A 23,460-nucleotide genomic window follows, 5' to 3' on the forward strand; every position below is an offset into this window, starting at 1 on the left:
GACTCGAAATCTATATACGACGAACAATCGACTGAATTTCATCTTTCAGCTTATGTAGCTGAACATTAAGCTCAACCTGTCGACCTAGCTGCTTTTCTTTCTTTAATTTATTGGAGATTTCTACTTGTCTTTTTTCCAATTCAATTAAATTTTTCAAAGCACTCTCACGACTCTCTGTGGAGAGATGATCATCCTGTGATGAAAGCTCAAAAGAGCCACTATATCTTGCACATTCTAAGGCAATTAGGCGTGCTTTTATCGAATCATAAAAATGATAAAAGCTTTGGAATGATAACTGAGATAGTTGCATGCTTACTAAAAATTTCTGCTCCACTACCGACAATTGTCCTGAATTCAGCCAAGATGAAATAACACTTTCTTCAAGTACCCATTTTTCTTTATCAGACTGATTGGTACGCTTATGGATTACACCAAAACTGAGGCAATCCTCTTCTTCATTTTTAAAATGAAATAAGAGCACTAATGGATAAGGAATACAACGATTAAAAAACTGCTGAATCCTTTCTATGTTCTTTTTATCCTCGACTTCCACCAGTAAGACCGCGACTTCTAAATATTCACGAATTTCAGTTTGGTACACAGGAATGTTGAGCGTGCTCGGTTTAAAACTATATAACCACGTAATTTTGGATATATCCTTTTTTAAACATTCTCTATCTTTTGCATCTAAAATATTTTTATGACCATCATTTGCCTGTTCAAATAGTTTCTTAAAGACGGTCTTATCTACTTTGCATTTTTCAGGGATATTTAACTGATTCAAAAAATCATCGAGTAAACTCATTTTTATTCCCACTCTTAATCCGTAATAACCAAATAGGACACCACTGTAAAATCTTCCAGGTTTTGACTACCTGAGGCTGATAGCACAGTACCCCCTTTATGGAATAAGCTTTCGATTCCTTTCTCCTCACTTTTCCCTTCTATACTCTCAATTGCTTTGACCAGCATTTTTTTAAATAAAGTCGTATCTTGTCCCTGTTTAGTCATTAAATTAACCTGTTGGTACGCCGTTTGATCGACTTGAACTTTAGCTAAAGATGCTAATTTAAAAATATCTAGAATCTGCTTGAGTTGTGTATATTGATGAACAATGTCTAAATCAAAACTAACATGCACTAAAAAGTAAGGATGCAAAGGATAGTGGTCACTAATTTGCAAAGCATCTTTCCCTGTTTTTAAACTTTTCAAGCAGAAAATAATTCCTTTCGGAATATCATAGCTCTCTTTAAATTGTCGAAGGGATACAGCTGAGAACAATCCAAAAGGCATTGCCTCTAACGTTTGTAAGTTATTTTGCGTATTAAGGTAATTTGATAGATCTAAGCGGAAATCATTTAAAGTTAAATCAGTAAGAGAAATCCCACCTGCCATATCTTCTAAATCGACAACTGCATCTTTAAGTTGCTGTAGTTGCTTTTTTCTGTATTCCAAATCATTCATTTCAACATTATTTGGATCAATTACATTTTCTTCACCCGTTGCTGAAATATCTAATAACACCATACGCCCTGAAACTTTCGCTTCAAGATTGATGTATTCATCCAACTCCATATTGGGCCAAAAATTAATTAATTGTATTTGTGTGTTCTTAGAGCCTAAACGATCAATACGTCCAAATCGTTGGATGATTCGGACTGGATTCCAATGAATATCGTAGTTAATCAAAGTGTCACAATCTTGTAAGTTCTGTCCTTCACTAATACAGTCAGTTGCGATCAGTAAATCTATTTCTTTTTCATCTGAAATATTTGTTTTATCACGTTCTTTAGATATTGGTGAAAACCCAGTAAGTAATGTATTAAGATCAGCACCTAAACCTTTTAATGTTGTTTTATTCGATCCACTACCAGTAATAAGAGCACTATGAATCCCTAACGCACTCACACCCCAAGATGAGAGTTCTTTATAAAGATATTCAGCAGTATCTGCAAAAGCGGTAAAGACGATTAGTTTTTTGTTATCCGCATTAATAGGATTTTGGACTTTAAATAGAATTTCCTGTTTAAGCTTATGAAGCTTAGCATCTCTTGAAATATCAATTTCTTGTGCTATCTGCAGAATAGAGGTTAAGAATATTTGATCTGCAGCCAAATCTTGCTTGAAACGGATCAAATCCATATCTTGCAAAAGCACTTTGGTTTTATTGCCAATCAAATAGGGTTCAAGTTCAGCTGATTCAAACTCTATATCTTGAATATCTTCTATATTTAAAGCTTCAATGTCGCCATGTTGTAGTTTCTCTATTTTATCGAGAAGGCCTGTGACTTGATTAACGAGCTTTGCAACAGTAAGCGTGAACGAATGAATCGAACTTTCCATACGCTTAAGTAGATTCACACGCATTAAATGAATTAAGCTTTCTTCACGATCAATCTGTTTAAAGACCCCTTTACCGCCCCCAACGGCTTTATCATACTTACGAGAATATTCATCTTTTTTGTCATTTCTGACGTATTTCAATGGCGAGTATCCAGCTAACGTCAATCGTCTGATGGTTTTATTAACTTCTTTGAGTGGCGGAAATTCCTCTTTTAAATCTAAATCAGCATAAATATTTTTAGGTTTTAAACGTTCTGGAAATTTACCGATATCCTCAACACCATAATACTTTTCAATATGCTTTCTAGACCGTGCAATTGTGACAATATCCAAGAGTTTAAAGTAATCAAAGCTCATACTGTCTAATAAATTTGCCGTCGTTCGCTCATCTACGGGTAACTTCACCCATTGATTGAATTGCTTCTGGGCCAACATTAAAGTTCTTTCTATACTTTTAATGCCCTGATCTATAAATGCAACATCTCGCCCTTCCGTAATGAATGCAATTTGATTTTTTAAATCATTCATTCTGTTATTGACTGGAGTTGCTGAAAGCATCAACACTTTCGTTTTTACGCCAGCTCTCAATACGTCATTTAACAATTTTTCATATCGGCTATTGCCAGTCACTTTCGTAGGCGTATTTCTAAAATTATGGGATTCATCAATCACCACAAGATCATAATTAGCCCAATTTAAGGTTTCTAAATTTATCTCACTCGAAAAACCTTTAGTACGTGTTAGATCTGTGTGATTTAAAACGTCATAATTGAAACGATCTTCAGCTAGGATATTGCGCTTATCATTAATAGTGTACATCGTCCAGTTATCACGTAATTTTTTAGGACAGAGAACTAAAACTCGATCATTACGCAATTCATAGTACTTAATCACCGCTAATGCTTCGAATGTTTTCCCTAAACCTACGCTATCAGCAATAATACAACCATTGAATTTTTCAAGTTTTTCAATGGCTCCAACAACACCATCCTTTTGGAATTTAAAAAGCTTATTCCAGACAATCGAATCCTTAAAGCCAGTTTTACTTCTCAGTAATTTTTCTTGATCAAGATCACCCAGAAAGTTACTAAAAATATTAAATAACGTGAGTAAATAGATACTCTCTAGAGGCTGATCCTCCGTGAGTGTTTCAATCCTTTTGACAATTTCTTTCTTTATATGAACTAGATTTTCCTGATCATCCCAAAGATTTTTAAACCATTCTAAGACTCTACACGCAACTAAAGCATCATCCGTGTAAGTAATCATTTGCTGCTTTAGAGGAGGTATTTCACCCAATCCTTCTGGACTAAAAGAAGCATCTCCATAAATTGCAGATAAAGCATCGCCCTTTTCTATACAAATGATATTATTAGATTCTGCAGCACGTGAATGAGTAGCGATCTCGACATGACTCTTATTCAGCCACTCCAAACACTTCAAAGCTATTCTTTTTTGTCCTAATTGATTTATAAGACTGGTATCTTTCTCACAACCTACCAATGATTGCATGTCCCAGTGTGATTGAGAAAGCAATATTCTTGATTTTTTTATAGTAGTTAATTCTTTTCTTAAAGCATCAAAGGCATAGATCGTGAATTTATTTGACTGCATCGATAAAGTCGCATCAGTATTATCAATTTGCTTCAGTTTTTCACTTACCGTTTCGGTTTTATTGTCAATTAAAAGCACGATTCCCCCAATAATTATTCTAAATAACTCTTTCATTATATTTATTTTAATGAATTTTTCGTCTTCTAATTTATAAGACTTTAGCTATTTATCACATTCCATTTAACATAGTTATTTTCATTAGCTTGCCGATAAGCCCACTCTGCAACCTTATGTGACCGTTCTTTATTGGTTAGGAACCCCAGCACAGAAATTCGATCCACAATAATCAAATCTTGTTCTTCATTACGCTCTTGCCACTTATGCAAAAACTCATCAGATGCGAGTAGATTACTTTTCTTAGAATTACAGCTTGAATCTGCCAATACGAAGTTATGCCCTGTATCTGATGGATACATAGACCATGGAATGAAATGATCAACGGCGTAATTGCCATTGCGCATCGGTTTATTGCAGTAGAAGCATTTACAGTCCTGTAGATCGACCAATACATTTGCTACCGCATTCAACTGGTTTCTACTCGGCTCAAACATGAATTGTTCAAGATTAGGTAATTGATTCAAGATGGACGCATTGCTGCTATTCTTCCGGATATAGTCGATCCAACGTTTCTGACACAGCTCTTCAATGATCTCACTGAATTGCCTTAAGCAAAACATGACTTGCGGTAGAAGAATAAGTTGCTTTCCACACCGATCAAGCTGATATAAAAACTCAAAATTTTGACCATTAATGTTTTGTAGATAACGGACTGGCATGTCTTTTACAGTACGAGCCACATCTTTAACGAGCTTTAACCATACCAGTGAGTTTCGTCTTAACAGCCCAAGAGATGAGTAACTATGCCGAAGCTCAATGATTCGGTTTACAATGGCAGCTTGCTTACCATTGTTCTGATTTAAAATCAGTTGTCCTGCATCGTTAAATACATACGGTACAGCCTGCTTCCAATACAGCTCGATAAACTTTTCTGCAATCTCAGCATACTCAAGTGATAGGCTCTCACCTGAGTCTTCACCTTTTTCAATAGCCAATCGGCTAAGGCTAATGAGCAATGCAAATTTATAGGTACTGCTAAAACTACCTGACTGTAGGATCAGCTGAATATTTTTAAGGAACTTAAGCTGTTCTTGCGCCGTAGGAATAAAATCAGGCATGTTTTTTCCAAATCAGATTGAGCCATTTTTCTTGTCGTTCAGGTCGTTGATCAATCGTAATCCATTGCTGGATCTGTTGGACACGATCAAACTGCCCAAGTAAAGCTTTTGCCTGAACCTCATCTAAATCAGTAAATTGCCGCCCATCCTTCTGTCTATCGCCGTTGCCATATTTGAAAGACATATAAAGCATACCGTTTGGCTTAAGCGCACTCAGCAGTTTTCCTATCACTTCCTTTAAACGAGTACGCTCACAATGCAACAACGATGCACACGCCCAAATTCCATCATAAGCTTGATCAGCATCAATCTCATAAAAGCTCTGTAACCTAACAGGAATACCTGTAAGCTGAGTTGCTTTTTTGACGAGTTCTTCTGAATAGTCTATTGCATCGACCTGATAGCCTTTATTTTTAAAAGCCAGAGTATCTCGTCCTGGACCACAGCCAACGTCAAGAATCCGAGCACCTTCCTGCAGCTCAACTAGAAATGGCTGATATAGGCTTTCCATATCAACTTCAAACGTTGAAGCTGTAAATTCTTCTGCATGCTTATTGTAGTAGTCTATTGTTTTCATTACGGACACTTAGGCTAAAAGACATTTTCAGTCTACAAGAAAACAAAAAAATAAGGGAGCTAAGAGCATCCCTTATTCTCGACTCGCCAACTTACTTTCAATCCATTGATGGATCTCATAAGCTGACCAGCCGATACGATTTTGAGTAATTTTAACTTTCTTTGGAAAGGTTGGATCATAGTAAGGTGAGTCCTCATCCATCATCTCGTAGATGGTAGAACGCCCCACACCGACAAATTCTACGACCTGCTTAATGCTAATGAGTTGATTCATTTGAAATGTTTGACCGATAAACGCATTCATGAGGCTAGCTCCTAATCATTGATGCGAGCGGCTATTCGCTCAAATAATAGAGCTGGTCTGTAAAATTTAACGTTAGCTATCTCCTCTCGCTTAATTCACAGCTCGTACACTTTGCTGTAACCCCTGCTGAATATCCTGTACAAACTCTTCAGGCGAAGCTTGTTGCTCCACCACCCGGTTTTGTTCTTGTTCAGGGTAATATTCTTCCAGCACATCCAATCCTTCCTCTATATCCGGTTCAAATCGCGCATTCGCAAAACCCTTCCTTGCCGTAAAGTCCAAAGCCTCCTGATAAAACCCTGCCTGCTTGCTCTGTTCATCAATTTGCTTGGCTTGAGTAATCGCATCATTTAGGCTAATGCCCTCCCGTAAAGTCAGATCCACGTAATACACCGGCTGACGATAGCTTTGTGTGGAACTTTTCCCTCTTAAAGTCAGTTGCAATGGTAGGCACGACAGTAAGCCTCCTGAAGCTGCATGGTAATAACTCAGTCGTGCAGCCAAAGTCCGAATACTGTTAAAGCCTGTGGTTCTAAAGATAAAGGTGCCAAATTCATCCGAATCATCCAAATTCACATGCAGGCGACCGTAGGGCTTGCAGTTCCCTCCTTGAGCCAATGGGCATAAATCAGGGGATGGACATGGATGTTGCTCGACCCCTTGATTGGTTAAACGCTGGCAGGTCTCTCCATTGCCGACACAGACTGGCCGTCCGGTCTGACGGTCAAATAAGGTGTATTCTGCACGTAGGTTTAAGTCAGGATCATTGAAGATCATTCTGACAGGAATTGAGCGTAGCTTTTGATTGGGTACATTCGCTCGAAGCTGTTCATCCAGTGGATGTTTCACCCATCCATCTTTGCTTTGAATTTGGCTAGTAATAGTGAACTGGTCATCCTTTTCCGGTAGGCGTTTGCCATTCTTTTCCACCATCCGACCAATACTGATACGCCCCAACGTAGGCGGTGTAATTGCTAGACCTTTAATCATTTTATTTTCCTCAATTTGATTTTGTACAGATCATCCAGCTTTATATAGATCACCTGATTCAATAAATATGTATATAGCTCGCTACAAAAGCCGCGACCGTATTGCCCTCTATTCCTAGCGAATGGAGGGCGGGGAGCGGTTTTTTCGCCTCGCTATTTGAATGGGCTGAAACAGGCTAGTCGGTATAGATGTTGAATCGACGACTGCCTTGCTTTTGAAGTGGGTAAAGCTCAATGAGTTCAGGCTGATGCTGAAGTAATGCTTTGGTATTCAGACTGATGGAATCCTTGGCTTTCTTCCAGACCACCGAGCCATGAGCAAAGGTGGCTCGTTCAGCATCTTTCATCAGCATTTGGATGTGATGCTTCAACTGGTCAAAGCGTTCTTGCTTATGCTGAATCTCTTCTTTCATTTTGATGAGCTGATCGAACATCAAGTTGGCATTTTCATTTTGCGAGAGATCTTCAACGCTCAGCGGCACATGCGCTGGATAGAGTTGCAGAATGGCTTTGGCTGCGGATTCACTGGCATCGACTGATGGCGGTGTATCCGTTTCCACACATTCCCAGAAATAACGCTCTGCCTGAATGATGTGTTGAATCACTGATTCAGAACGGCTGACTTTAAAGATCTTGGTTTCATGCCCACAGATCAGGACACAGACATGTGCTGCCTGTTTACCTGTGACTGCAAGTTGGTGTTGCACCTGACACAACACGTATAACGGCACACCATCTCGCCATAGCCTGGCACCATGTTCCCCAGCTGTTTTACATTCCAGAATCTGCACGTCATCGCTACCCACGACCGCATAGTCCAGATTTGCCAACATAAACGACTTATCCTGATCGGGATGCTGAAGCACGGCATTGACCCGACGGACTCTATTGTTGGTGTGCCGACTGTAGTACTCAGCCACCAGCGGCTCTAACTGTTTTCCCCAATACAAAGGTGCAACGCCTGAGCTGTCATCATCTATATTTTGCTGAGTTCGACCAGTCTTGATCATCCACAGCTCCAGCATAGACATATAAGGATTTAGGCCACAGGCGGTTGCAGCATCACTGCTGCCAATCCCTTGCTTACGCACTTCTAGCCATTCTTGGTAATCCATATTTTTAGTATTGGCTAAACGTTTGGCTGTCGCTGTTCGTTTACCTACGGTATTTGATTCATTCATCTCATTCGGAATTGGGAAATGAGGGAGTTGAGAGGTATTTATCGGTGTAATCTGATTCATGCTTTAATCCTTATAAGGAGTGAGGTCTGTAAAAATTTTTGGCATAAAAAAAGCCACATCTGGAGATGTGGCAAAAGGGGGTTTTCACTGGAGAAGGATCATCTACATGACCCTTGACCATTATTGTAATAGCACTGGCTTAAATGAAACTTAAACCACTAAGCGAAGCGCCTGTTCTAGTCCACGCTGCTTTAACGCAGCACCTGCACCAAACCAAGCAGAGTCCAGACGATGATCGGTACTCATGGCACGACGTTCATGATCGGCAAACTCTGTAATACTGCACAGTAAACCGTAGGCGGTATCTTTGGCTGAGCTGAGCTCCGCACCACGTCCTTGCCCATTAAACATGTCCATGACTTTAGTCATGGCACGTCCATTCGGTTCAGGCTTTTCTTTGGCTGGAGTTGGAGTAGCCATATTCCGATAGAACTGAATGATGTTCTCCTCCTGATCGGCAACACTCATGCTGGTATTGTTGAACACTGCATCAAAGAAAGCTGCTGCCTCACCTTGAGTGACTTTACGTTGACTCAGCTGTTTCATTTCATACATGTGTTCATCCCATGCACGGACTGAAATACCCAATTGTTGTTTGACCTTATCCGCATCAAACTTGGTACTGTGCGGGACTTTGACCACACCCGCACTGCTGCTCTGTCCACGTAAGGCAATTGCTAAGGTGTTATTGCATACCACCCGGATATTGGTGAACTGTGCTGTAGTCGCCAGTGTACCGTCACAGGCAGTCGCCAGCAGAATATAGCCATTACTGACATCCTTGCCCTTGAGTGCCGTAGATTGCCCGGTACGTGCCAATGCCCAGAACTTCTTCCCACCTTTAAGTACACCTGCGGTTTCCAGCTCAAAGCCAGATTGCTCAGTCAGATCCCGGTAGAACTCCAGAATTTCCATAGGCTGGACTTCCTGATAACGCTGACTGACCACAGACAAGGGTGCATGAGTATCGGAACGATACAGTACCCGCTGTTCTTCATAAGGCATAATGATGCTCTGCCCGCGTTCATTCTTTGCCATGTAGCTAACATTGGAGGATTCAATCCGCCAATCCATGCCTGCTTGCTGGGCCCAGATTTCAATCGGCTGATTTTGAGTGAGTTGATTACCTAAGCCATGCCAGGGGGTATCACCAACATAAGCCATTTTTTCGATTTGATGTGCCATGATAATTATCCTTAATAAACAAAAAAGACTGCTCAATCTCACTCCCTTTATCAGGAATGAAATCGAGCAGTCTTCTATTTGATTGATGTAATTAGAACGGACTCATCACTTGATAAATCCAATTCCTGATTGATTCATATTGATGTTATATAACTGAAATATGTTTCAATCAGTCTTAGGAAACTTAGATCTTATGATGCTAGTAGCATAGCCATCATCTCGCGGTAGTCGCATGATGCGTTTAAAACCACTTTTGCGGTTTATTCAAGATGGCTTTTTTGATTAATAATGTATAAATCAAAAGTGCTGTGTTCAGCCTTTTTTGATCCCTCGTCTGCTGTCTATTTCAAATTTTCCATGCCCAAAAGTTTGCATACCCTTAGTAGTCTTTACCCTCAACCTTTGGCTTTCTTTGGTTTCCTTTGTGAGATACAAGCCAACTGTGAGTAATTTCTCCAAATCGCCTTCCACCTCCCGTGACAGTGTGCCGATGCCTATCTCATTACCCTGCATTATCAATTGGTTGATATATGCTTTATTATGCAAATTGTAATAAGTCCCTTGTTGGTTAGTCAGTTCAACCCACTTCTCACCAACTTGCTGTGCCAGATATGAACCTTTACGATGTTTATCCGCACTATAGATCAATAGCAAATGTACGTGATAACCGCCATTTTCTGTCCCTTGCTCCATTGCCCAAGCATAACCATGTAGATTTTCAAAACAGGTATCTTGATTTGATATGCGATTTCGCATCTTCTCAAAATGCTGATAAAACTGTTTAATATTGATGTCTGTCTGAGCTTCTTTTGTATATTTCAAATCCACCCGTACCACTAGTATCCGTGAATAATGCTTAAAAAGCTTCGTGAGATATTCCGCAAGACTTTTTGCATTATCAACTTCCTGTAAATGAAACTGCTGAATATCTGTATAGATACTGCTCTTACAAAGCTGAGCCTGTTGCAGTAGTTCCTGTAATTGTTCAGGTGTCAGTGAAAGTACAAAGTCATAGTTATCAGCTGTTTGATAATCTGATCCTATAGGTTGAAAAGGACTATAGCGCATCCCATCTAGTATTAATTTCAGCTTGATGAATGCTTGTAGGTAATCGCAGTAAAACAAATCTATATCATAGATAAGATCAAATTGCTCCAAGAGGTATTTGAAGTACGTCAATTGTTCAGAATAAAGTCCACAACTAATAATTTCTTGTGTGAATTTTTCAATATCCAATAGAATTTGGCTTTCTGAAAGTGGTTGATTTTGTCGTTGAGATGTCATTGTGTGAATTTCCTTTAGTTGATTCATCTCATCAGTCACTTATGTATTTTTTTATTTTGAAAGCTATCTTATCTTGTTGTACCAATATTCAGTCAGCTATTGAATTCACTTACTTTTATGAGTTTGGGTTGAAGGCTTGAATAAATCTATGATTGCTCCGATTACGTATAGATCAATATGTGTTCACTATCATTAGTTGATGCAATTGAAATCGTATAGTTTATTGAAATCACGGTATCATCAGATAAATGTGTTTATTCTTTCTGTGAGTTATTGATAATCCTAAGCTTTATTTGTTTATATTATAAACTACCGAATAAGACATACTAGAAAGACACCTCAATAGTTCCTAGTGGCAAGGGCGGTGTTTCTTAAATACCCCCATATTACGGGCTATATGGGGGTGGTTGAGTTAAGCTAAAGTTAAGTCACTGATTCGTCAATTGTTAAGCTTAGTTTTGTTGTATGTTCTTCCAGTTTCAATGGCATTTTTTTAACTGTAGATCTTAAAGGTTTCTTACTCACAGACTCTTTTTTAACAAACAAGTTTGTTAAATATTGGCTCATGCTGAGTTTGTATCTTTGATCGGAAGAGACATCCTGTAAAAAAATAGCTTGCGAAATAAAAAATGGAATAAGATCAGAAATGACTAATTTGTCCTTAGCCATCTTACTATTTTTAATAAATAGATATTTCACTGCCAATTGTTCATGTGTTGGAATCAAGCTAATACTATGTGCTAAATCTTCAAGTTGACCAAAATTCATTTGGTTTCCTCGCTTTTTCATTTCAGCTTCTACAGTTTTTGTCCATAATTCTACAACATGCTCACTGAGCTTATTTTGATGTTCCGCTAATTCAGCACTATCAAAAATCAATACAACATCCAAAGAAGCACTTTGATGCTTCTTACATTCCAATAGAATATGTTGAACATCCTTAAAGTGGCGTTCTTTACCTGATAACCTCGTTTTAAATTTATTAAAAACTGACATTAATTCTTCTTTTACATTGGAGTCACTTGGCAGATTAAATTGCCAACGCATAAGAATGCGTTCTTTATCAAAAGCCTTTTGCCACAACTTTGCATTTGCATACTTTAGATATGTTAAAGGTTGCTTCATTTTCTTTTGATACTCTGCAACCAATACTTGCGCCTTTTTCATCAAGTCATTAAGCTTTTGAACTTGCTGGTGATGCATCTTCAATTGTAAAAGATCGGACTGATATTCTTCATTAGCACGAGATTCAAACATCCTAGTAACCAAAATCCAATAACCTGATTGAATACTCAGCTCATTTAACTTATTTTCAATATCTTGTGTATGAAAGTCATAAAGTAAAGAAAGATACTGCCCCCCAACAACAGACATTTCTTCAGGATTACATTCTCGTTTTGGTACTACTGCAAAATAAGGATTTGCAGCACTTAGTAAATTATCAATAAAATGCTCAAACCTGATCAGAAAATCTAAAAGTTCTGCATCAAGAATCTTATTTTTAAATAATATTTCAGCCCAACTGACACGTTGCTTATTTTTAATTTCAGTTTTCCATATGCCATTTTTCTCATCCAAGACGTAATCAATAAAGTCTTTTAAAATGAGGATTTTTGAGGGATTTATTAAATCTTCATCTTTAGGTGCACCAACATGAAGCTTTTCTATTTTGAAAATAGGTTTACTTTGAAATTTTGGTCTAGGTTTTGATTCAACAATGTCAGCCAAAGGTAAATTATTGGTAATATCAAATTTTTCACTGTAGAAAGAAGTTTGGTTAACCTCAGTCCTTCTTTGATGGGTTACAGGCTCTTCATTCGCTTGAGATTTTTTTCTTCCTGACTGATTTGAATTTTCTGTCTTTTGTTCACCCCTAGAGCGACTATATTTTTCCTGTTTTTCAGGTATTGCTAATTTAGTCTGAATTTTTTTTGGGTGGGTTGAGAATCGATAAACAAAGCTTACTATAGATGGATGTAAATCCTCATGATGTTTCTGGAAATATAGATACTTACTAGAAATAAATAAGTATTTAATCCCCCAATACTCTAATTTTTGCCTGTCTTCATTACTAAAAGAATCATCTATTCCAAACTTTAATTCAGGTTGAAGCTTTCTTAATTGCTCATTCCAATTGATAATTTTAAAAATAATATCGTGCTGATAGTCTTGAAAAGTGGAATGGATACTTTGCTCCATCTCATCCAAATCTTCTTTGGAGTAACATAATTCATTTAAATCCCTATGATTACGCCATTCGTCTATTTTTTTTGTGTAAAGTGGCTTCAACCACTCATTTAACAACACTTTATCAGACAATCTATGTTGCAATTTTTCATTAAATTCTGCTAGCCACGATGATTCAGTCAAAGTCAAAGATTGCAAAAAAATGACTACATGGAATCGAAAGCCATATACCCCATCATCTTCAAACTTCACATAAAATCGTAAAGTATCCGACTGTTGTTTCAGAATATCATTCAGCGCATTCTCTAATAGAGGTTTTAACAAAACAGCATTTTCTCGCCAATTTTCAATCGCATCCCCTTTGAACTGATCCGCTTCAATTTCAATATCAAATGCTAAAAAGTATGCACTCTGGGTATTTTTTAAAAATAGCTGTACGTCTTCAAATTGATATTGATATTCTAAATCTACATCAAATCGCGCTTCATTTTTGGCTAATAATTTTAGCTGTTCTCGTACGGGGTACACTTCCTTTAACCAATGGGTCAGTTCATTGTCACCATATTTTTTTAGTACCAAATTTCGATATTCACGTAACCTCAAATCAGAGTATAGCTTCCTACAATCTTGTGAGTATTCTGTTATTCCAAAATTTCCAAGCACTTCATCTTTGACTATTAACTTATCTGATTCTGTTTGAAAGGACGCAAAATCATTTACAGAAGGAGGCGTAGCTTCGACGGACAATTGGTAAAAATAATCTTCACAATTACGATACCATCGAATCAACTCTAAGGAATTTGAAACTGGTGAGATGATATTAAAACAACCATCCTTATCAAAAATAGAATGTGAATAGCGGAGTTCCATAATCTTAAATAAATCACTGCTCCGCACGAAGGAAGAATTGCTCAAATAAGTAGTATTAGACACGCTGAAATACCCTAAGTTATTGTTTTATTATTCTATAATGAATCATTTACTCTTTTTTTACTACAGCAAACTCAGGTTTTTATCGCAGCAATTTTTTACAAATACAACAGCAAATTTTATAACTTACAATAATCATTGCACTCAATTACAACATGCTAGACAAGTATTTCCACCAACCAATATTTCTATCAGACATAAAAAATCCCCCTTGAACCAATATGCTTCAAGGGGGATTTCAGTTTATTTAGTCTTGTATAAATTAATATCAATATTCTATCCATATTTTAACCTGCTCTCCATACCACTCCATCAATCTCACCCGCTCATCCCAATATTGCGCTCGGTTATATGCCGAGCGAATTCTATTCTGGGGCACATGTGCAAGCTGGCGTTCAATGGCATCTGGATTAAACAGATTCGATTCGTTTATAACTGTACTGAATAGCGATCTAAAACCATGTGTGGTCATTCGTCCCGCATAGCCTGAACGTTTGATCACAGCCAAAATAGACTCGCTACGCATAGGTTCTTTGTTATTTAAACGATGTGGAAATAGCAGTTCCTGATTATGGGTAAGCCTCAAAGCCTTTAGCTCAGCAATCATCATGTCCGTCAACGGTACACGATGCGGAAGACGGTTCTTCATCCGCTCTTCAGGGATATCCCACTTACGTCCTTCTAAATCAAATTCTTCCCAACGTGCTTGCAGCAATTCACTAACCCGAACCCCTGTCAGCATAATCAGAATAATGGCATGATGTGTCTGAGCATCACTTGGGTATGCTCTTATCTTTCTTAAAAATTCAGGCATTTCAGAGGCTGTAAGCGAAGCCAGGTTTTTGACTCTTTTGTTCTTAAGAGCATAAACCAGATCACCTGCCGGATTATCATAACGATAGCCATGCGCAATAGCATACTTCATGACCATGCCGCAACGAGATAAGGTCCGTTTTGCAATTTCAAGCGAGCCTCTAGCTTCGATCTTCTTAATGATCTGCAGAATCTCCGGAGCCTGAATCTGATTTATACGCTTATTAGCAAGAGCAATATAAAGCTCATCCAATGAAGCTCGTACATTACTAATATGTTTGGATGACCAGGTTTCTTTTTGATTATTGAACCAATCTTCTGCAACTTCTTTGAAATAGGGCTTTAAGTCTTCATGCAATACTGAACGTGAGTATCGATGCTTAAGCTCATATGCAAGTTCTCTTGCCTTTTTTAAGCTTAAATCTGGATATGGGCCAAGCGATTCAGACTTACGTTCACCATGGACAGTGACGCGAACATTCCAATATTTTTGACCTTTGGTGGTAATGATTAGAGATAAACCATGTGAATCTGAAAGACGATACTGTTTGTCTTTCGGCTGTGCTTTTCTGCATTCAGTATCTGTTAGTGGCATGTAGATTACCCATAATTGATGTATTAATTTCTGGGTAAATTTTCCCAATATTTACCCACAAAGAGCAAATATGGGGTCAAATGGGATCAGACAATATCGGACAAATAGGCATAAAAAAAGCCTTTAAACATTGAGTTTAAAGGCTTTTTTAGATTCCGATGGATTACTTCGGAAAGAATTTTGGTGGAGGTGGCGGGAGTTGAACCCGCGTCCGCCAGCACTACGCTCGAGAATACTACATGCTTAGATATCGTCTATTGTTTTAACTCTTTGTGACCCGACGAACAGGGTACAAATCGCGATCCTCTTAATTTAGTACAAAGCCCCGAGGCTTGGCTTTATACGGACTTGTGTGCGTGCGCTTCAGTCGGACTCTCTAACCACAAGTATTCGGAGAGACGGACAAGCTGCCCTTAGGCAGCTAGAGCGTATGATTCGTCGTTTGCGACTAAAAAATGCAAATTTGATTTACGAGAGAAAATGCGCTCTCGGCATGCATCTATGAGTTTCATCACCAGCGTCGAAGCCAGAAACACCCCCAAAGTACAAGGCAATCATAGCATAAATGTCAAAAATTACGATGTATTTTCTGAACATTTACACAACTTGATGCGCTTAATTACATTATTGCGCTAATATTTTACTTTTCAAGCCAAATAACAGAAAAATTATGAGCTATTTACTGGCACTAGATCAGGGAACTACGTCAAGTCGGGCCATTATTTTTAATGAACATGGACAAGTTCAGGCAACGGCTCAACGTGAAACGCATATCCACACCCCACATTCAGGCTGGGTGGAACAGGATGCACAGGAAATCTGGAGCTCACAGATTGCGGTGGTACAGCAAGCTTTAGCGACTGCAGGTATTCTGGCAAAAGATATTAGAGCCCTTGGCCTGACTAACCAGCGTGAAACCACTGTAGTCTGGGATCGTCGAAACGGCAAACCGCTCGCCCCGGCAATCGTCTGGCAGGACCGTCGTACGTCTGATTGGTGTAACCGGCTGATTGAACAAGGCCTGATGTCCAAAATTCAGCAAAAAACAGGCTTAAGGATTGACCCTTATTTTAGTGCGGGAAAATTGGTCTGGTTTTTAGAGCATGTCGAGGGAGTACGAGCACTCGCTGAACAAGGCCATGTGGCATTTGGTACTATCGATAGCTGGCTGATCTGGAATCTGACCCAAGGCGCAGAGCACGTCATTGAAGCCAGTAATGCTTCTCGTACCATGTTAATGAATCTGCAGCAACGGTCGTGGGATGAAGAGCTGCTCGAGCTGTTTAATATCCCGGCTTCGGTCTTACCGAAAATTATCTCTTCTGATTGTTATGTCGCTGACACTGCTTCTGGCTTACTTGGGGCCAATATTCCCATCACCGGCATTTTGGGGGATCAGCAGTCTGCACTCTTTGGCCAGTCCTGTTTTGAGGTGGGCAGTGCTAAAAACACCTATGGCACCGGCTGTTTTATGCTGTTCAATACCGGGCATAATATTCAGCTTAGCCAGAATAAGCTGCTTTCTACTCTTGCCTGGCAAGCCCAGGGCCAAACTACCTATGCGCTGGAAGGCAGCGTATTTATGGCCGGTGCTGTAGTGCAATGGTTACGCGATGGCCTCGGAATTATTCAAAAAAGTAGTGATGTGGAAAAACTGGCACACCAGGTCGAGCATAGTGACGGCGTGGTTCTGGTTCCGGCATTTACCGGTCTGGGCGCGCCGCATTGGGATAGTGAAGCACGTGCCTTACTCTGTGGCATGTCACGCGGTACGACCAAAGCGCATATCGCTCGTGCAGCATTAGAATCAATCGCCTTTCAGGTATCGGATGTGCTCAGTGCGATGCAATCTGATATTGCACATCCATTGAAAGAACTGCGGGTTGATGGTGGTGCCAGCAGCAATGACATGCTGATGCAATTTCAGGCCGATATTCTGAATGTACCGGTACTGCGTCCGAAAATGCTGGAAGCCACTGCCTGGGGTGCGGCCGCTATGGCCGGATTAAAAGCTGGCGTATTTTCAGACCTGGATGAAATTTCCCAGTCCTGGCAGCTGGACCGTGCTTTTGAACCCAACATGCAAAATGACGAAAAAGAAATGCATTTAGCCAAATGGCAAAATGCCTTGAAACGGGCTAAATCTGATCTCTAAATCCTCTAGGTTCATATTTGATCATTATAAAAAAAGCACTGTTAAACAGTGCTTTTTAACTTTCTCAATTCACGATTTCATTAATAGGCATAAGACGCAATCGCTGTTGCAATCGCTTTATCTTCATCATTGACCATGGTCATGCGCATGGTGCAGCCCTTACGCCCCAAACGTAAGGTTTCTGCACGTGCAATAAAATATTTGCCACGTCCAGGCGCCAGATAATCTACCCGCATATCGACCGTCGCCAGACGCGATACTTTTTTAATGGTATCTGCAATCGTTTCCGGTTCAGCTTTTTTATACAGTTCGCCCATGGCCACAATACCACCGACACTATCCAGTACAGTTGCAGCCAGACCGCCATGCAGAATCTGGAAAGCCACATTACCAATCATGAAATCCTGCATTTCTACATAGGCCTCAATCTGGCCCTCGACCACCCGCATGGTCATGCCGTTATGCTTAAAAAAAGGAGAGCTATTAAAAGCATGTACCAGCTGTTTCAGGACTACATCAATATCCACTTTCGAGCCCAGATGTATATTACCCGTCCAGTTTCTCTCTGTCTTACTCATCACTCTGCCCGAATCCACCACAATAAAAAACCGCTAATTTATGCCCAAAAATTTGAGTTAGGGCTACAATAGAGGCCTAGTTTAATACTGATTACTGAGATTTTTATGACTTATACGTTCAATCGTCCCGCGTTTCCTGCAACTCGCATGCGTCGTATTCGTAAAAATGAACATTTACGTTCGATGGTTCGTGAAACCCATCTCGCGGCAGATCATCTCATTTATCCAGTATTTGTCCTGCCAGGACAAAACCAGACCCAAGATATTCCAAGTATGCCGAATATCCAGCGTCTGTCAGCGGACTTGTTGTTAAAAAAATCAGAACGTCTACTGGAACTCGGTGTCAATAAACTGGCGCTATTTCCGGTCACCCCACAAGAAGATAAAAGCCTGACTGCAGAAGCTGCGTGGCGTGAAGATGGTCTGGTACAAAACACCTTGCGTTTATTGAAAAAAGAACTGCCAGAAATGGTGCTGATTACTGACGGCGCATTAGACCCGTATACCACACATGGTCAGGATGGCATTATTGATGAGAACGGTTATGTCTTAAATGATGAAACGGTCGAGTGCCTGATTAAACAGGGCTTGAGCCATGCCGAAGCCGGTGCAGATGTGTTTGCTCCAAGTGACATGATGGATGGCCGGATCGGTGCGATTCGTCAGGCCTTTGAAAAAAATGGTCATATCTATACCTCCATCATGGCCTATTCAGCCAAATATGCATCAAGTTTCTATGGTCCGTTCCGTGATGCAGTCGGTTCTGCCAGCAATTTAAAAGGCGGCAATAAATACAATTACCAGATGGATGTCGGTAACCGTGCTGAAGCCCTGCATGAAATTGCGCTGGATATTCAGGAAGGTGCAGACATGGTGATTGTTAAACCGGGCATGCCTTATCTGGATATCGTCCGCGAAGTCAAAGACACTTTTGGCGTACCAACCTTTGTCTATCAGGTCAGTGGCGAATACGCGATGCTGGCTGCGGCAATTCAAAATGGCTGGTTATCTGATAGCGTCATTTTAGAATCATTGATGAGCTGTCGTCGTGCCGGTGCAGATGGTATCTGGACCTATTTTGCTGAAGAAGCTGCGCTTAAACTGAAAGACATGAAGTAAAAGGATTTCGGCGCAATGCATATTGCCATTGTCGGCGCTGGCATCACCGGTTTGATGTCGGCGCTGGAACTGCTTGAACAGGGATGTTCTGTTACCCTTTTTGATCAACAGGCCGCCGGACAGGCTGCATCCTGGGCTGGAGGAGGAATCCTTTCCCCGATGTATCCGTGGCGTTATCCCGCTGCTGTAAATGCTCTGGCTCGACATGCCAAACCCATGTATCAGGACTGGAATCAAAAACTGCAACCTTTCACTGGCATCGATTTCCAGATTCATGAAACAGGTATGCTGATTTTTGATGAATCCGATTTTGAAATCGGTTTAAGTTATGCCAAAACACATCAGGATCCGCAGCAACAGGCAGAATTGCTTGATCAGGCTAAACTGCAACAGATCAATCCAAGAATTAATCAGAGCAAATTCAAGCAGGCGATTTATTTCCCTGAACTGGCGAATATCCGTAATCCACGGTTATTACAGTCGATCATTCACTATTTGAAGCAGCATCCTGGTGTCACCTGGCAAGAAGACTGTAAAATCACTCGGCTCAATATTCAGCAAGGCTGTGTAAAAAGTATCTCAGATGAACATAGCCAGGTTTTTCAGGCAGATCAGTATGTGTTCACAACCGGAGCATGGTCACAATACTGGTCACAGCAACTTGGTTTGGAAATTCCGGTACAACCGGTGCAAGGTCAGATGCTGCTGTTTAAAACGCCAGAAAACTGGCTGCCGACCATGTGCATGAACAAGGTGATGTACCTGATTCCACGACCAGACGGACATATTTTATGTGGTTCCAGTATGCGTCAGGTCGGTTTTGACACCTCGCCTTCTGCCGAAATTCGGCAGGATATTTTACAGGCGTGCATCGAGATGGTACCGGAACTGGCAGATTTTCCGCTGGTCAAGCAATGGGCCGGATTAAGACCCAGCTCACCCGAGGGTATTCCCTATATAGGCAGAATTCCCAAGCTACACAATGCCTGGGCCAATTTTGGACATTTCCGCAATGGTTTATGCATGGGACCGGCATCAGGCAAGTTGCTCGCTCAACTCATACTTGAACAAACGCTAATCGTTGATCCAGATCCTTATGATCCAGTCCGTTTATTCGAGCCCAGTCGTTTAGTGCTTTAGGATATTATCCAGCGCCTCTTTCAGGGTTGGATAATGAAACTGGAATCCAGCTTCCTGCAAGGCTTTGGGCTGTACATACTGACCATTCAATACCAGTTGTGCCTGTTCTCCGAGCATCATTTTCAGACTGCATGCGGGTAGTGGAAGTAAGGGTTTACGTTGCAGAATCTGGGCCGCAGTTCGTGCAAACTGGGCCTGACTACTTTTTTCTGTCGCGACCACATTAAAGATCTGCTCGGCTGTATCCTCAAGTATCAAGAATTCAATCGCACGCAGCACATCCTCTAGATGCACCCAGGTCACTGGCTGACGTCCATGACCAATCCGCCCAAACAGATTCAGCTTAATCGGCAATAGCATCTGCGGAAGAATCCCACCACCTTTGCCAAACACCACCGCAAAGCGAACAATCTTGGTGTTCTGGTTAGTATAGGACAAGGCCAGCTGCTCCCACTTCGCACAGAGTTCGGACATAAAAATATCTTGTGGCGGACTTTGCTCCGTGCAGACCTGTTCCCAGCGCTCATTGGGGTCAATGCCATAATAGCCAACGGCCGATGTTGAAATAATCCGTTTCGGTCTAAGCTGATTTTTTTCTAAATAATCAAATAAATGTCTGGAGGTATCTAAACGGCTATTCAGCAATTTCTTTTTACGCGCTGCCGTCCAGCGGCCTTGACCAATACTTTCGCCAGCCAGATTGACCACATAATCAATCTGATGCTGTTTTAATTCATCCAGCTGGTTAATCCAATGAAAGTCCGGATGTAGTTCAGGTTTATTTTTCTGACGGGTCAGACCAATCACCCGATAATCCCGTTCCAGTAAAAAATGCACGAGATGACTGCCAATAAAACCACTCGCTCCCGTCAACAGCACTACAGGTTTATACATTCGTCATTCTTCGCCTTATTATTTTCTTGATTTAAATTATACGCCACTCATCTTTAGCTTTTTAAACCGAGAAGATCTTTGTAGTGGAGAATTTGTATCTTTCATCATTCAATCAATTTATGAAGATCAGTCGTCACACAATGATTCATCTATACTCACTGAGGTGGATGGCCAAACATTTTCTCTGCCATACGCTGGGCCTGCTTGCCATAAAACCAGTAGGTCAGCAGATACAGCGGAATTGCGATCATCAGGAACATGATCAGCACAATACTCATAAATTGTGGCTGCTGTAGATACAACAGAAAGTCCTGCCAGGCATTCGGATTGGAACGGGTGGCGATAACAATACCGAGCAAGAGAAATAATAAATTATAGCCCCAGTAAATCAGGCTAAACCCGAGGGTGAATTTTTTACGCTCTGCTTGGGTCGGGGCACGTTTTTGCTGTTTTAAAAATTTAAAAAGCCCCCAAATCATGGCTACCAGATACGGAACAATCGTCAAGACTGCACCCATGCCCATCGGCAGCAAGGCTGCGAGTACACCGCAAATACAGGTAAAAATAAAACATATAACGAAAAACCAGATAAAATAACGACTTAGCGGCAACATATGCATGACTCAGTGATCTTCAACAAGCTAGTATAAAAAAAATCAGGTTTTTTTTCATTTTATTGTCAACCATCCACTACAGGGTGACGTTATATAGGGTACAAGGTACAAAAATTTGGACTGGCATCCACGAATTTTTGCTGACCTTTAGAGCTAAAGCAATAAGTCCAGTGTACAGGGAAATTTTGAATAGCAGCCAAAATCTTCATGTAACACAAATTTGACCGACGATTTCATCATCACTCGAATCGTCGGTTTTTATTTTTTAAAATCCCTATTTCTAAAATCTGAGGGCTTGCAGAACCTTTAATATCTGATGATCTGGATACAACCGTCCATTAATATCCATACTGATCAAAATAAATTCAGCCTCCAAATCACAAACAATTCACTGAAATATCGATTTCAAGTAGATTTTTACCTGTGCTTTTTCCTATAGTAGCAAGGCAGATATCTTGGGGTTCATTACATGGCAGTTCATTTTCTTCACACTTCCGATTGGCATCTGGGACAATTTTTCCATAACCATGACCGTGAATTTGAACATGCGCAGTTTTTGACTTGGCTACTTGAGCAAATTAAAGCAAAGCAACCGCATGCCTTGCTGATTGCCGGCGATATTTTTGATGTGATCAATCCCGCTTCCAGTGCGCAAAGACAGCTATACCAGTTTCTGGCCGATGCCCACGATCTGGCGCCACATATGCAGACCCTGATGATTGCAGGCAATCATGATTCCGGTTACCGGATTGAGCAGGTTGAACCCTTGCTGGCCAAATTTAATGCCAAAGCAGTGGGAATTGTAGGCCGCACTGCAGAAAATACCCTGAATCTGGATCGGCTGCTTATTCCTATTTATGATCAGGATAAAAATATCATCGCCTGGTGTCTGACCCTGCCCTATTTACGCAGTGCCGAAATTACCGGACTAAATGAACATACCAGCAATAGCCAGAACGCGATCAGTTATCTGCATCAACAACTGATTGCCGAAGCCAAAGCACGCAAACAGCCACATCAGGCACTGATTTTAATGTCACATGCGCACATGCAAGGTGGTGAGACCTCAGACTCCGAACGTCCAATTATTGTTGGCAATGAAGAGGCCCTGTCGACGGCGCTGTTTGATGACGTGATTGATTATGTCGCGCTGGGGCATTTGCATAAACCACAAAAAGTCGGTCAGCCGCATATTCGTTATAGTGGTTCCCCAATCCCTTTGTCATTTAGTGAGATTAATTATAAGCATCAAATAGTTGAAGTCAGAATTGACCCTCAATTAGAAGATGAGGCACGTTTTCAGTTTGAAGCTTTGCTTATTCCACGCAGTGTAAGCCTGCATCGACTTCGTGGTGAACTCAATGAAATCTTTGAGCAGATTCGAACCCTTGAACATGGGGAAATTGAAGCAATTGATCAACGTGAATATATCGATATTGAATATCATACGGCAACGCCACCTCCACCCAATTTAAGACAAACTTTTGAAGATGCACTTCCGCCGAACCGCTATCGACTGGTGCGCATTTCACGTCAATATCAAGCTATTAATCTTGATGATGCACAAGCTCAGAAGATCCATTTAGAGCCGCCAACACCCAAAAGACTATTTGAACAGCTTTGGCTCAAACAGGGTTACAGCGCCGATGATTCGGTGCTGAAAGATTTCCTCAGCCTGATTATTGAGGCGGAAAAAAGTATTGATGCTAATGAAACACCATAAG

18 protein-coding genes and 1 other RNA gene are annotated in these 23,460 nt (G+C 40.6%); 4 read left to right on the forward strand and 15 right to left on the reverse strand.

Annotated features, from left to right (window positions below):
- Window positions 1-10: 10 nt before the first annotated feature.
- From ACTL4S_RS01685 to ssrA, 12 genes are all read right to left on the reverse strand, one after another.
- Complete coding sequence (locus tag ACTL4S_RS01685; RefSeq protein ID WP_213686956.1) at window positions 11-805, reverse strand: DUF4391 domain-containing protein; 795 nt, start codon at window positions 803-805, stop codon at window positions 11-13.
- A 14-nt stretch (window positions 806-819) separates the two neighbouring features.
- Entirely contained in the window at window positions 820-4,071 is a 3,252-nt protein-coding gene (locus ACTL4S_RS01690; RefSeq protein ID WP_213686955.1) for a helicase-related protein, read from the reverse strand.
- Window positions 4,072-4,115: 44 nt separating this feature from the next.
- Complete coding sequence (locus ACTL4S_RS01695) at window positions 4,116-5,132, reverse strand: DUF8808 domain-containing protein (protein WP_441298628.1); 1,017 nt, start codon at window positions 5,130-5,132, stop codon at window positions 4,116-4,118.
- Window positions 5,125-5,709 carry a class I SAM-dependent methyltransferase gene (locus ACTL4S_RS01700; protein ID WP_111281993.1) on the reverse strand — a complete coding sequence of 195 codons (585 nt, stop codon included), beginning with the start codon at window positions 5,707-5,709 and terminating at the stop codon, window positions 5,125-5,127. Before ACTL4S_RS01700 ends, ACTL4S_RS01695 begins: the two co-directional genes overlap by 8 nt.
- 72 nt (window positions 5,710-5,781) lie before the next feature.
- Window positions 5,782-6,012 carry a helix-turn-helix transcriptional regulator gene (locus ACTL4S_RS01705; RefSeq protein WP_005096077.1) on the reverse strand — a complete coding sequence of 77 codons (231 nt, stop codon included), beginning with the start codon at window positions 6,010-6,012 and terminating at the stop codon, window positions 5,782-5,784.
- Between the two features lie 90 nt (window positions 6,013-6,102).
- Window positions 6,103-7,002 carry a recombination directionality factor gene (locus ACTL4S_RS01710; RefSeq protein ID WP_312328711.1) on the reverse strand — a complete coding sequence of 300 codons (900 nt, stop codon included), beginning with the start codon at window positions 7,000-7,002 and terminating at the stop codon, window positions 6,103-6,105.
- Window positions 7,003-7,177: 175 nt separating this feature from the next.
- The gene (locus tag ACTL4S_RS01715; protein WP_409449629.1) at window positions 7,178-8,242 is read right to left on the reverse strand and encodes a YqaJ viral recombinase family nuclease; all 1,065 of its coding nucleotides are present in this window, start codon (window positions 8,240-8,242) and stop codon (window positions 7,178-7,180) included.
- A gap of 150 nt (window positions 8,243-8,392) precedes the next feature.
- Window positions 8,393-9,427 (reverse strand): DUF932 domain-containing protein, encoded by a 1,035-nt coding sequence (locus ACTL4S_RS01720; protein ID WP_312328710.1) that lies wholly within the window; start codon window positions 9,425-9,427, stop codon window positions 8,393-8,395.
- Window positions 9,428-9,739: 312 nt separating this feature from the next.
- Window positions 9,740-10,711 (reverse strand): YagK/YfjJ domain-containing protein, encoded by a 972-nt coding sequence (locus tag ACTL4S_RS01725; RefSeq protein ID WP_075168050.1) that lies wholly within the window; start codon window positions 10,709-10,711, stop codon window positions 9,740-9,742.
- A gap of 423 nt (window positions 10,712-11,134) precedes the next feature.
- A complete protein-coding gene (locus ACTL4S_RS01730; RefSeq protein WP_441298629.1) occupies window positions 11,135-13,831 on the reverse strand; it encodes a hypothetical protein in 2,697 nt (898 codons plus the stop codon).
- Between the two features lie 265 nt (window positions 13,832-14,096).
- Window positions 14,097-15,236 (reverse strand): tyrosine-type recombinase/integrase, encoded by a 1,140-nt coding sequence (locus ACTL4S_RS01735; RefSeq protein WP_441298630.1) that lies wholly within the window; start codon window positions 15,234-15,236, stop codon window positions 14,097-14,099.
- 181 nt (window positions 15,237-15,417) lie between these two features.
- Window positions 15,418-15,776, reverse strand: a transfer-messenger RNA (tmRNA) gene (gene ssrA, locus ACTL4S_RS01740).
- Between the two features lie 130 nt (window positions 15,777-15,906).
- On the opposite strand from ssrA, the gene glpK reads away from it, so the two are divergent.
- Complete coding sequence (gene glpK / locus ACTL4S_RS01745) at window positions 15,907-17,391, forward strand: glycerol kinase GlpK (RefSeq protein WP_441298631.1); 1,485 nt, start codon at window positions 15,907-15,909, stop codon at window positions 17,389-17,391.
- 80 nt (window positions 17,392-17,471) lie between these two features.
- Here the strand turns inward: glpK and ACTL4S_RS01750 are convergent, their stop codons facing one another.
- The gene (locus ACTL4S_RS01750) at window positions 17,472-17,969 is read right to left on the reverse strand and encodes a thioesterase family protein (RefSeq protein ID WP_005247090.1); all 498 of its coding nucleotides are present in this window, start codon (window positions 17,967-17,969) and stop codon (window positions 17,472-17,474) included.
- A 105-nt stretch (window positions 17,970-18,074) separates the two neighbouring features.
- Here ACTL4S_RS01750 and hemB point away from each other — a divergent pair, with 105 nt between their 5' ends.
- The gene (hemB, locus tag ACTL4S_RS01755; RefSeq protein ID WP_004279288.1) at window positions 18,075-19,088 is read left to right on the forward strand and encodes a porphobilinogen synthase; all 1,014 of its coding nucleotides are present in this window, start codon (window positions 18,075-18,077) and stop codon (window positions 19,086-19,088) included.
- Between the two features lie 15 nt (window positions 19,089-19,103).
- Complete coding sequence (thiO, locus tag ACTL4S_RS01760) at window positions 19,104-20,228, forward strand: glycine oxidase ThiO (protein WP_441298632.1); 1,125 nt, start codon at window positions 19,104-19,106, stop codon at window positions 20,226-20,228.
- Here thiO and ACTL4S_RS01765 read toward each other — a convergent pair.
- On the reverse strand, window positions 20,217-21,122 hold the full coding sequence (locus tag ACTL4S_RS01765) for a TIGR01777 family oxidoreductase (protein ID WP_253114759.1): 906 nt from the start codon (window positions 21,120-21,122) through the stop codon (window positions 20,217-20,219). The genes thiO and ACTL4S_RS01765 overlap by 12 nt on opposite strands.
- Window positions 21,123-21,277: 155 nt before the next feature.
- The gene (locus ACTL4S_RS01770; protein WP_441298677.1) at window positions 21,278-21,736 is read right to left on the reverse strand and encodes an ABZJ_00895 family protein; all 459 of its coding nucleotides are present in this window, start codon (window positions 21,734-21,736) and stop codon (window positions 21,278-21,280) included.
- Window positions 21,737-22,205: 469 nt separating this feature from the next.
- Here ACTL4S_RS01770 and ACTL4S_RS01775 point away from each other — a divergent pair, with 469 nt between their 5' ends.
- Window positions 22,206-23,459 (forward strand): exonuclease SbcCD subunit D, encoded by a 1,254-nt coding sequence (locus tag ACTL4S_RS01775; RefSeq protein WP_441298633.1) that lies wholly within the window; start codon window positions 22,206-22,208, stop codon window positions 23,457-23,459.
- Window position 23,460 lies beyond the last annotated feature (1 nt).

This window comes from Acinetobacter lwoffii (assembly GCF_052078135.1).
Classification (GTDB): Bacteria; Pseudomonadota; Gammaproteobacteria; order Pseudomonadales; family Moraxellaceae; genus Acinetobacter; species Acinetobacter lwoffii_Z.

What these genes read in the sequence shown, in the direction of transcription:
- ACTL4S_RS01715 (WP_409449629.1), bottom strand. Translation starts at nt 8,242, where the DNA reads ATGAATCAGATTACACCGATAAATACCTCTCAACTCCCTCATTTCCCA.
- ACTL4S_RS01705 (WP_005096077.1), bottom strand. Translation starts at nt 6,012, where the DNA reads ATGAATGCGTTTATCGGTCAAACATTTCAAATGAATCAACTCATTAGC.
- ACTL4S_RS01735 (WP_441298630.1), bottom strand. Translation starts at nt 15,236, where the DNA reads ATGCCACTAACAGATACTGAATGCAGAAAAGCACAGCCGAAAGACAAA.
- ACTL4S_RS01685 (WP_213686956.1), bottom strand. Translation starts at nt 805, where the DNA reads ATGAGTTTACTCGATGATTTTTTGAATCAGTTAAATATCCCTGAAAAA.
- thiO (WP_441298632.1), top strand. Translation starts at nt 19,104, where the DNA reads ATGCATATTGCCATTGTCGGCGCTGGCATCACCGGTTTGATGTCGGCG.
- hemB (WP_004279288.1), top strand. Translation starts at nt 18,075, where the DNA reads ATGACTTATACGTTCAATCGTCCCGCGTTTCCTGCAACTCGCATGCGT.
- ACTL4S_RS01750 (WP_005247090.1), bottom strand. Translation starts at nt 17,969, where the DNA reads ATGAGTAAGACAGAGAGAAACTGGACGGGTAATATACATCTGGGCTCG.
- glpK (WP_441298631.1), top strand. Translation starts at nt 15,907, where the DNA reads ATGAGCTATTTACTGGCACTAGATCAGGGAACTACGTCAAGTCGGGCC.
- ACTL4S_RS01690 (WP_213686955.1), bottom strand. Translation starts at nt 4,071, where the DNA reads ATGAAAGAGTTATTTAGAATAATTATTGGGGGAATCGTGCTTTTAATT.
- ACTL4S_RS01695 (WP_441298628.1), bottom strand. Translation starts at nt 5,132, where the DNA reads ATGCCTGATTTTATTCCTACGGCGCAAGAACAGCTTAAGTTCCTTAAA.
- ACTL4S_RS01720 (WP_312328710.1), bottom strand. Translation starts at nt 9,427, where the DNA reads ATGGCACATCAAATCGAAAAAATGGCTTATGTTGGTGATACCCCCTGG.
- ACTL4S_RS01700 (WP_111281993.1), bottom strand. Translation starts at nt 5,709, where the DNA reads ATGAAAACAATAGACTACTACAATAAGCATGCAGAAGAATTTACAGCT.
- ACTL4S_RS01710 (WP_312328711.1), bottom strand. Translation starts at nt 7,002, where the DNA reads ATGATTAAAGGTCTAGCAATTACACCGCCTACGTTGGGGCGTATCAGT.
- ACTL4S_RS01765 (WP_253114759.1), bottom strand. Translation starts at nt 21,122, where the DNA reads ATGTATAAACCTGTAGTGCTGTTGACGGGAGCGAGTGGTTTTATTGGC.
- ACTL4S_RS01775 (WP_441298633.1), top strand. Translation starts at nt 22,206, where the DNA reads ATGGCAGTTCATTTTCTTCACACTTCCGATTGGCATCTGGGACAATTT.
- ACTL4S_RS01725 (WP_075168050.1), bottom strand. Translation starts at nt 10,711, where the DNA reads ATGACATCTCAACGACAAAATCAACCACTTTCAGAAAGCCAAATTCTA.
- ACTL4S_RS01770 (WP_441298677.1), bottom strand. Translation starts at nt 21,736, where the DNA reads ATGTTGCCGCTAAGTCGTTATTTTATCTGGTTTTTCGTTATATGTTTT.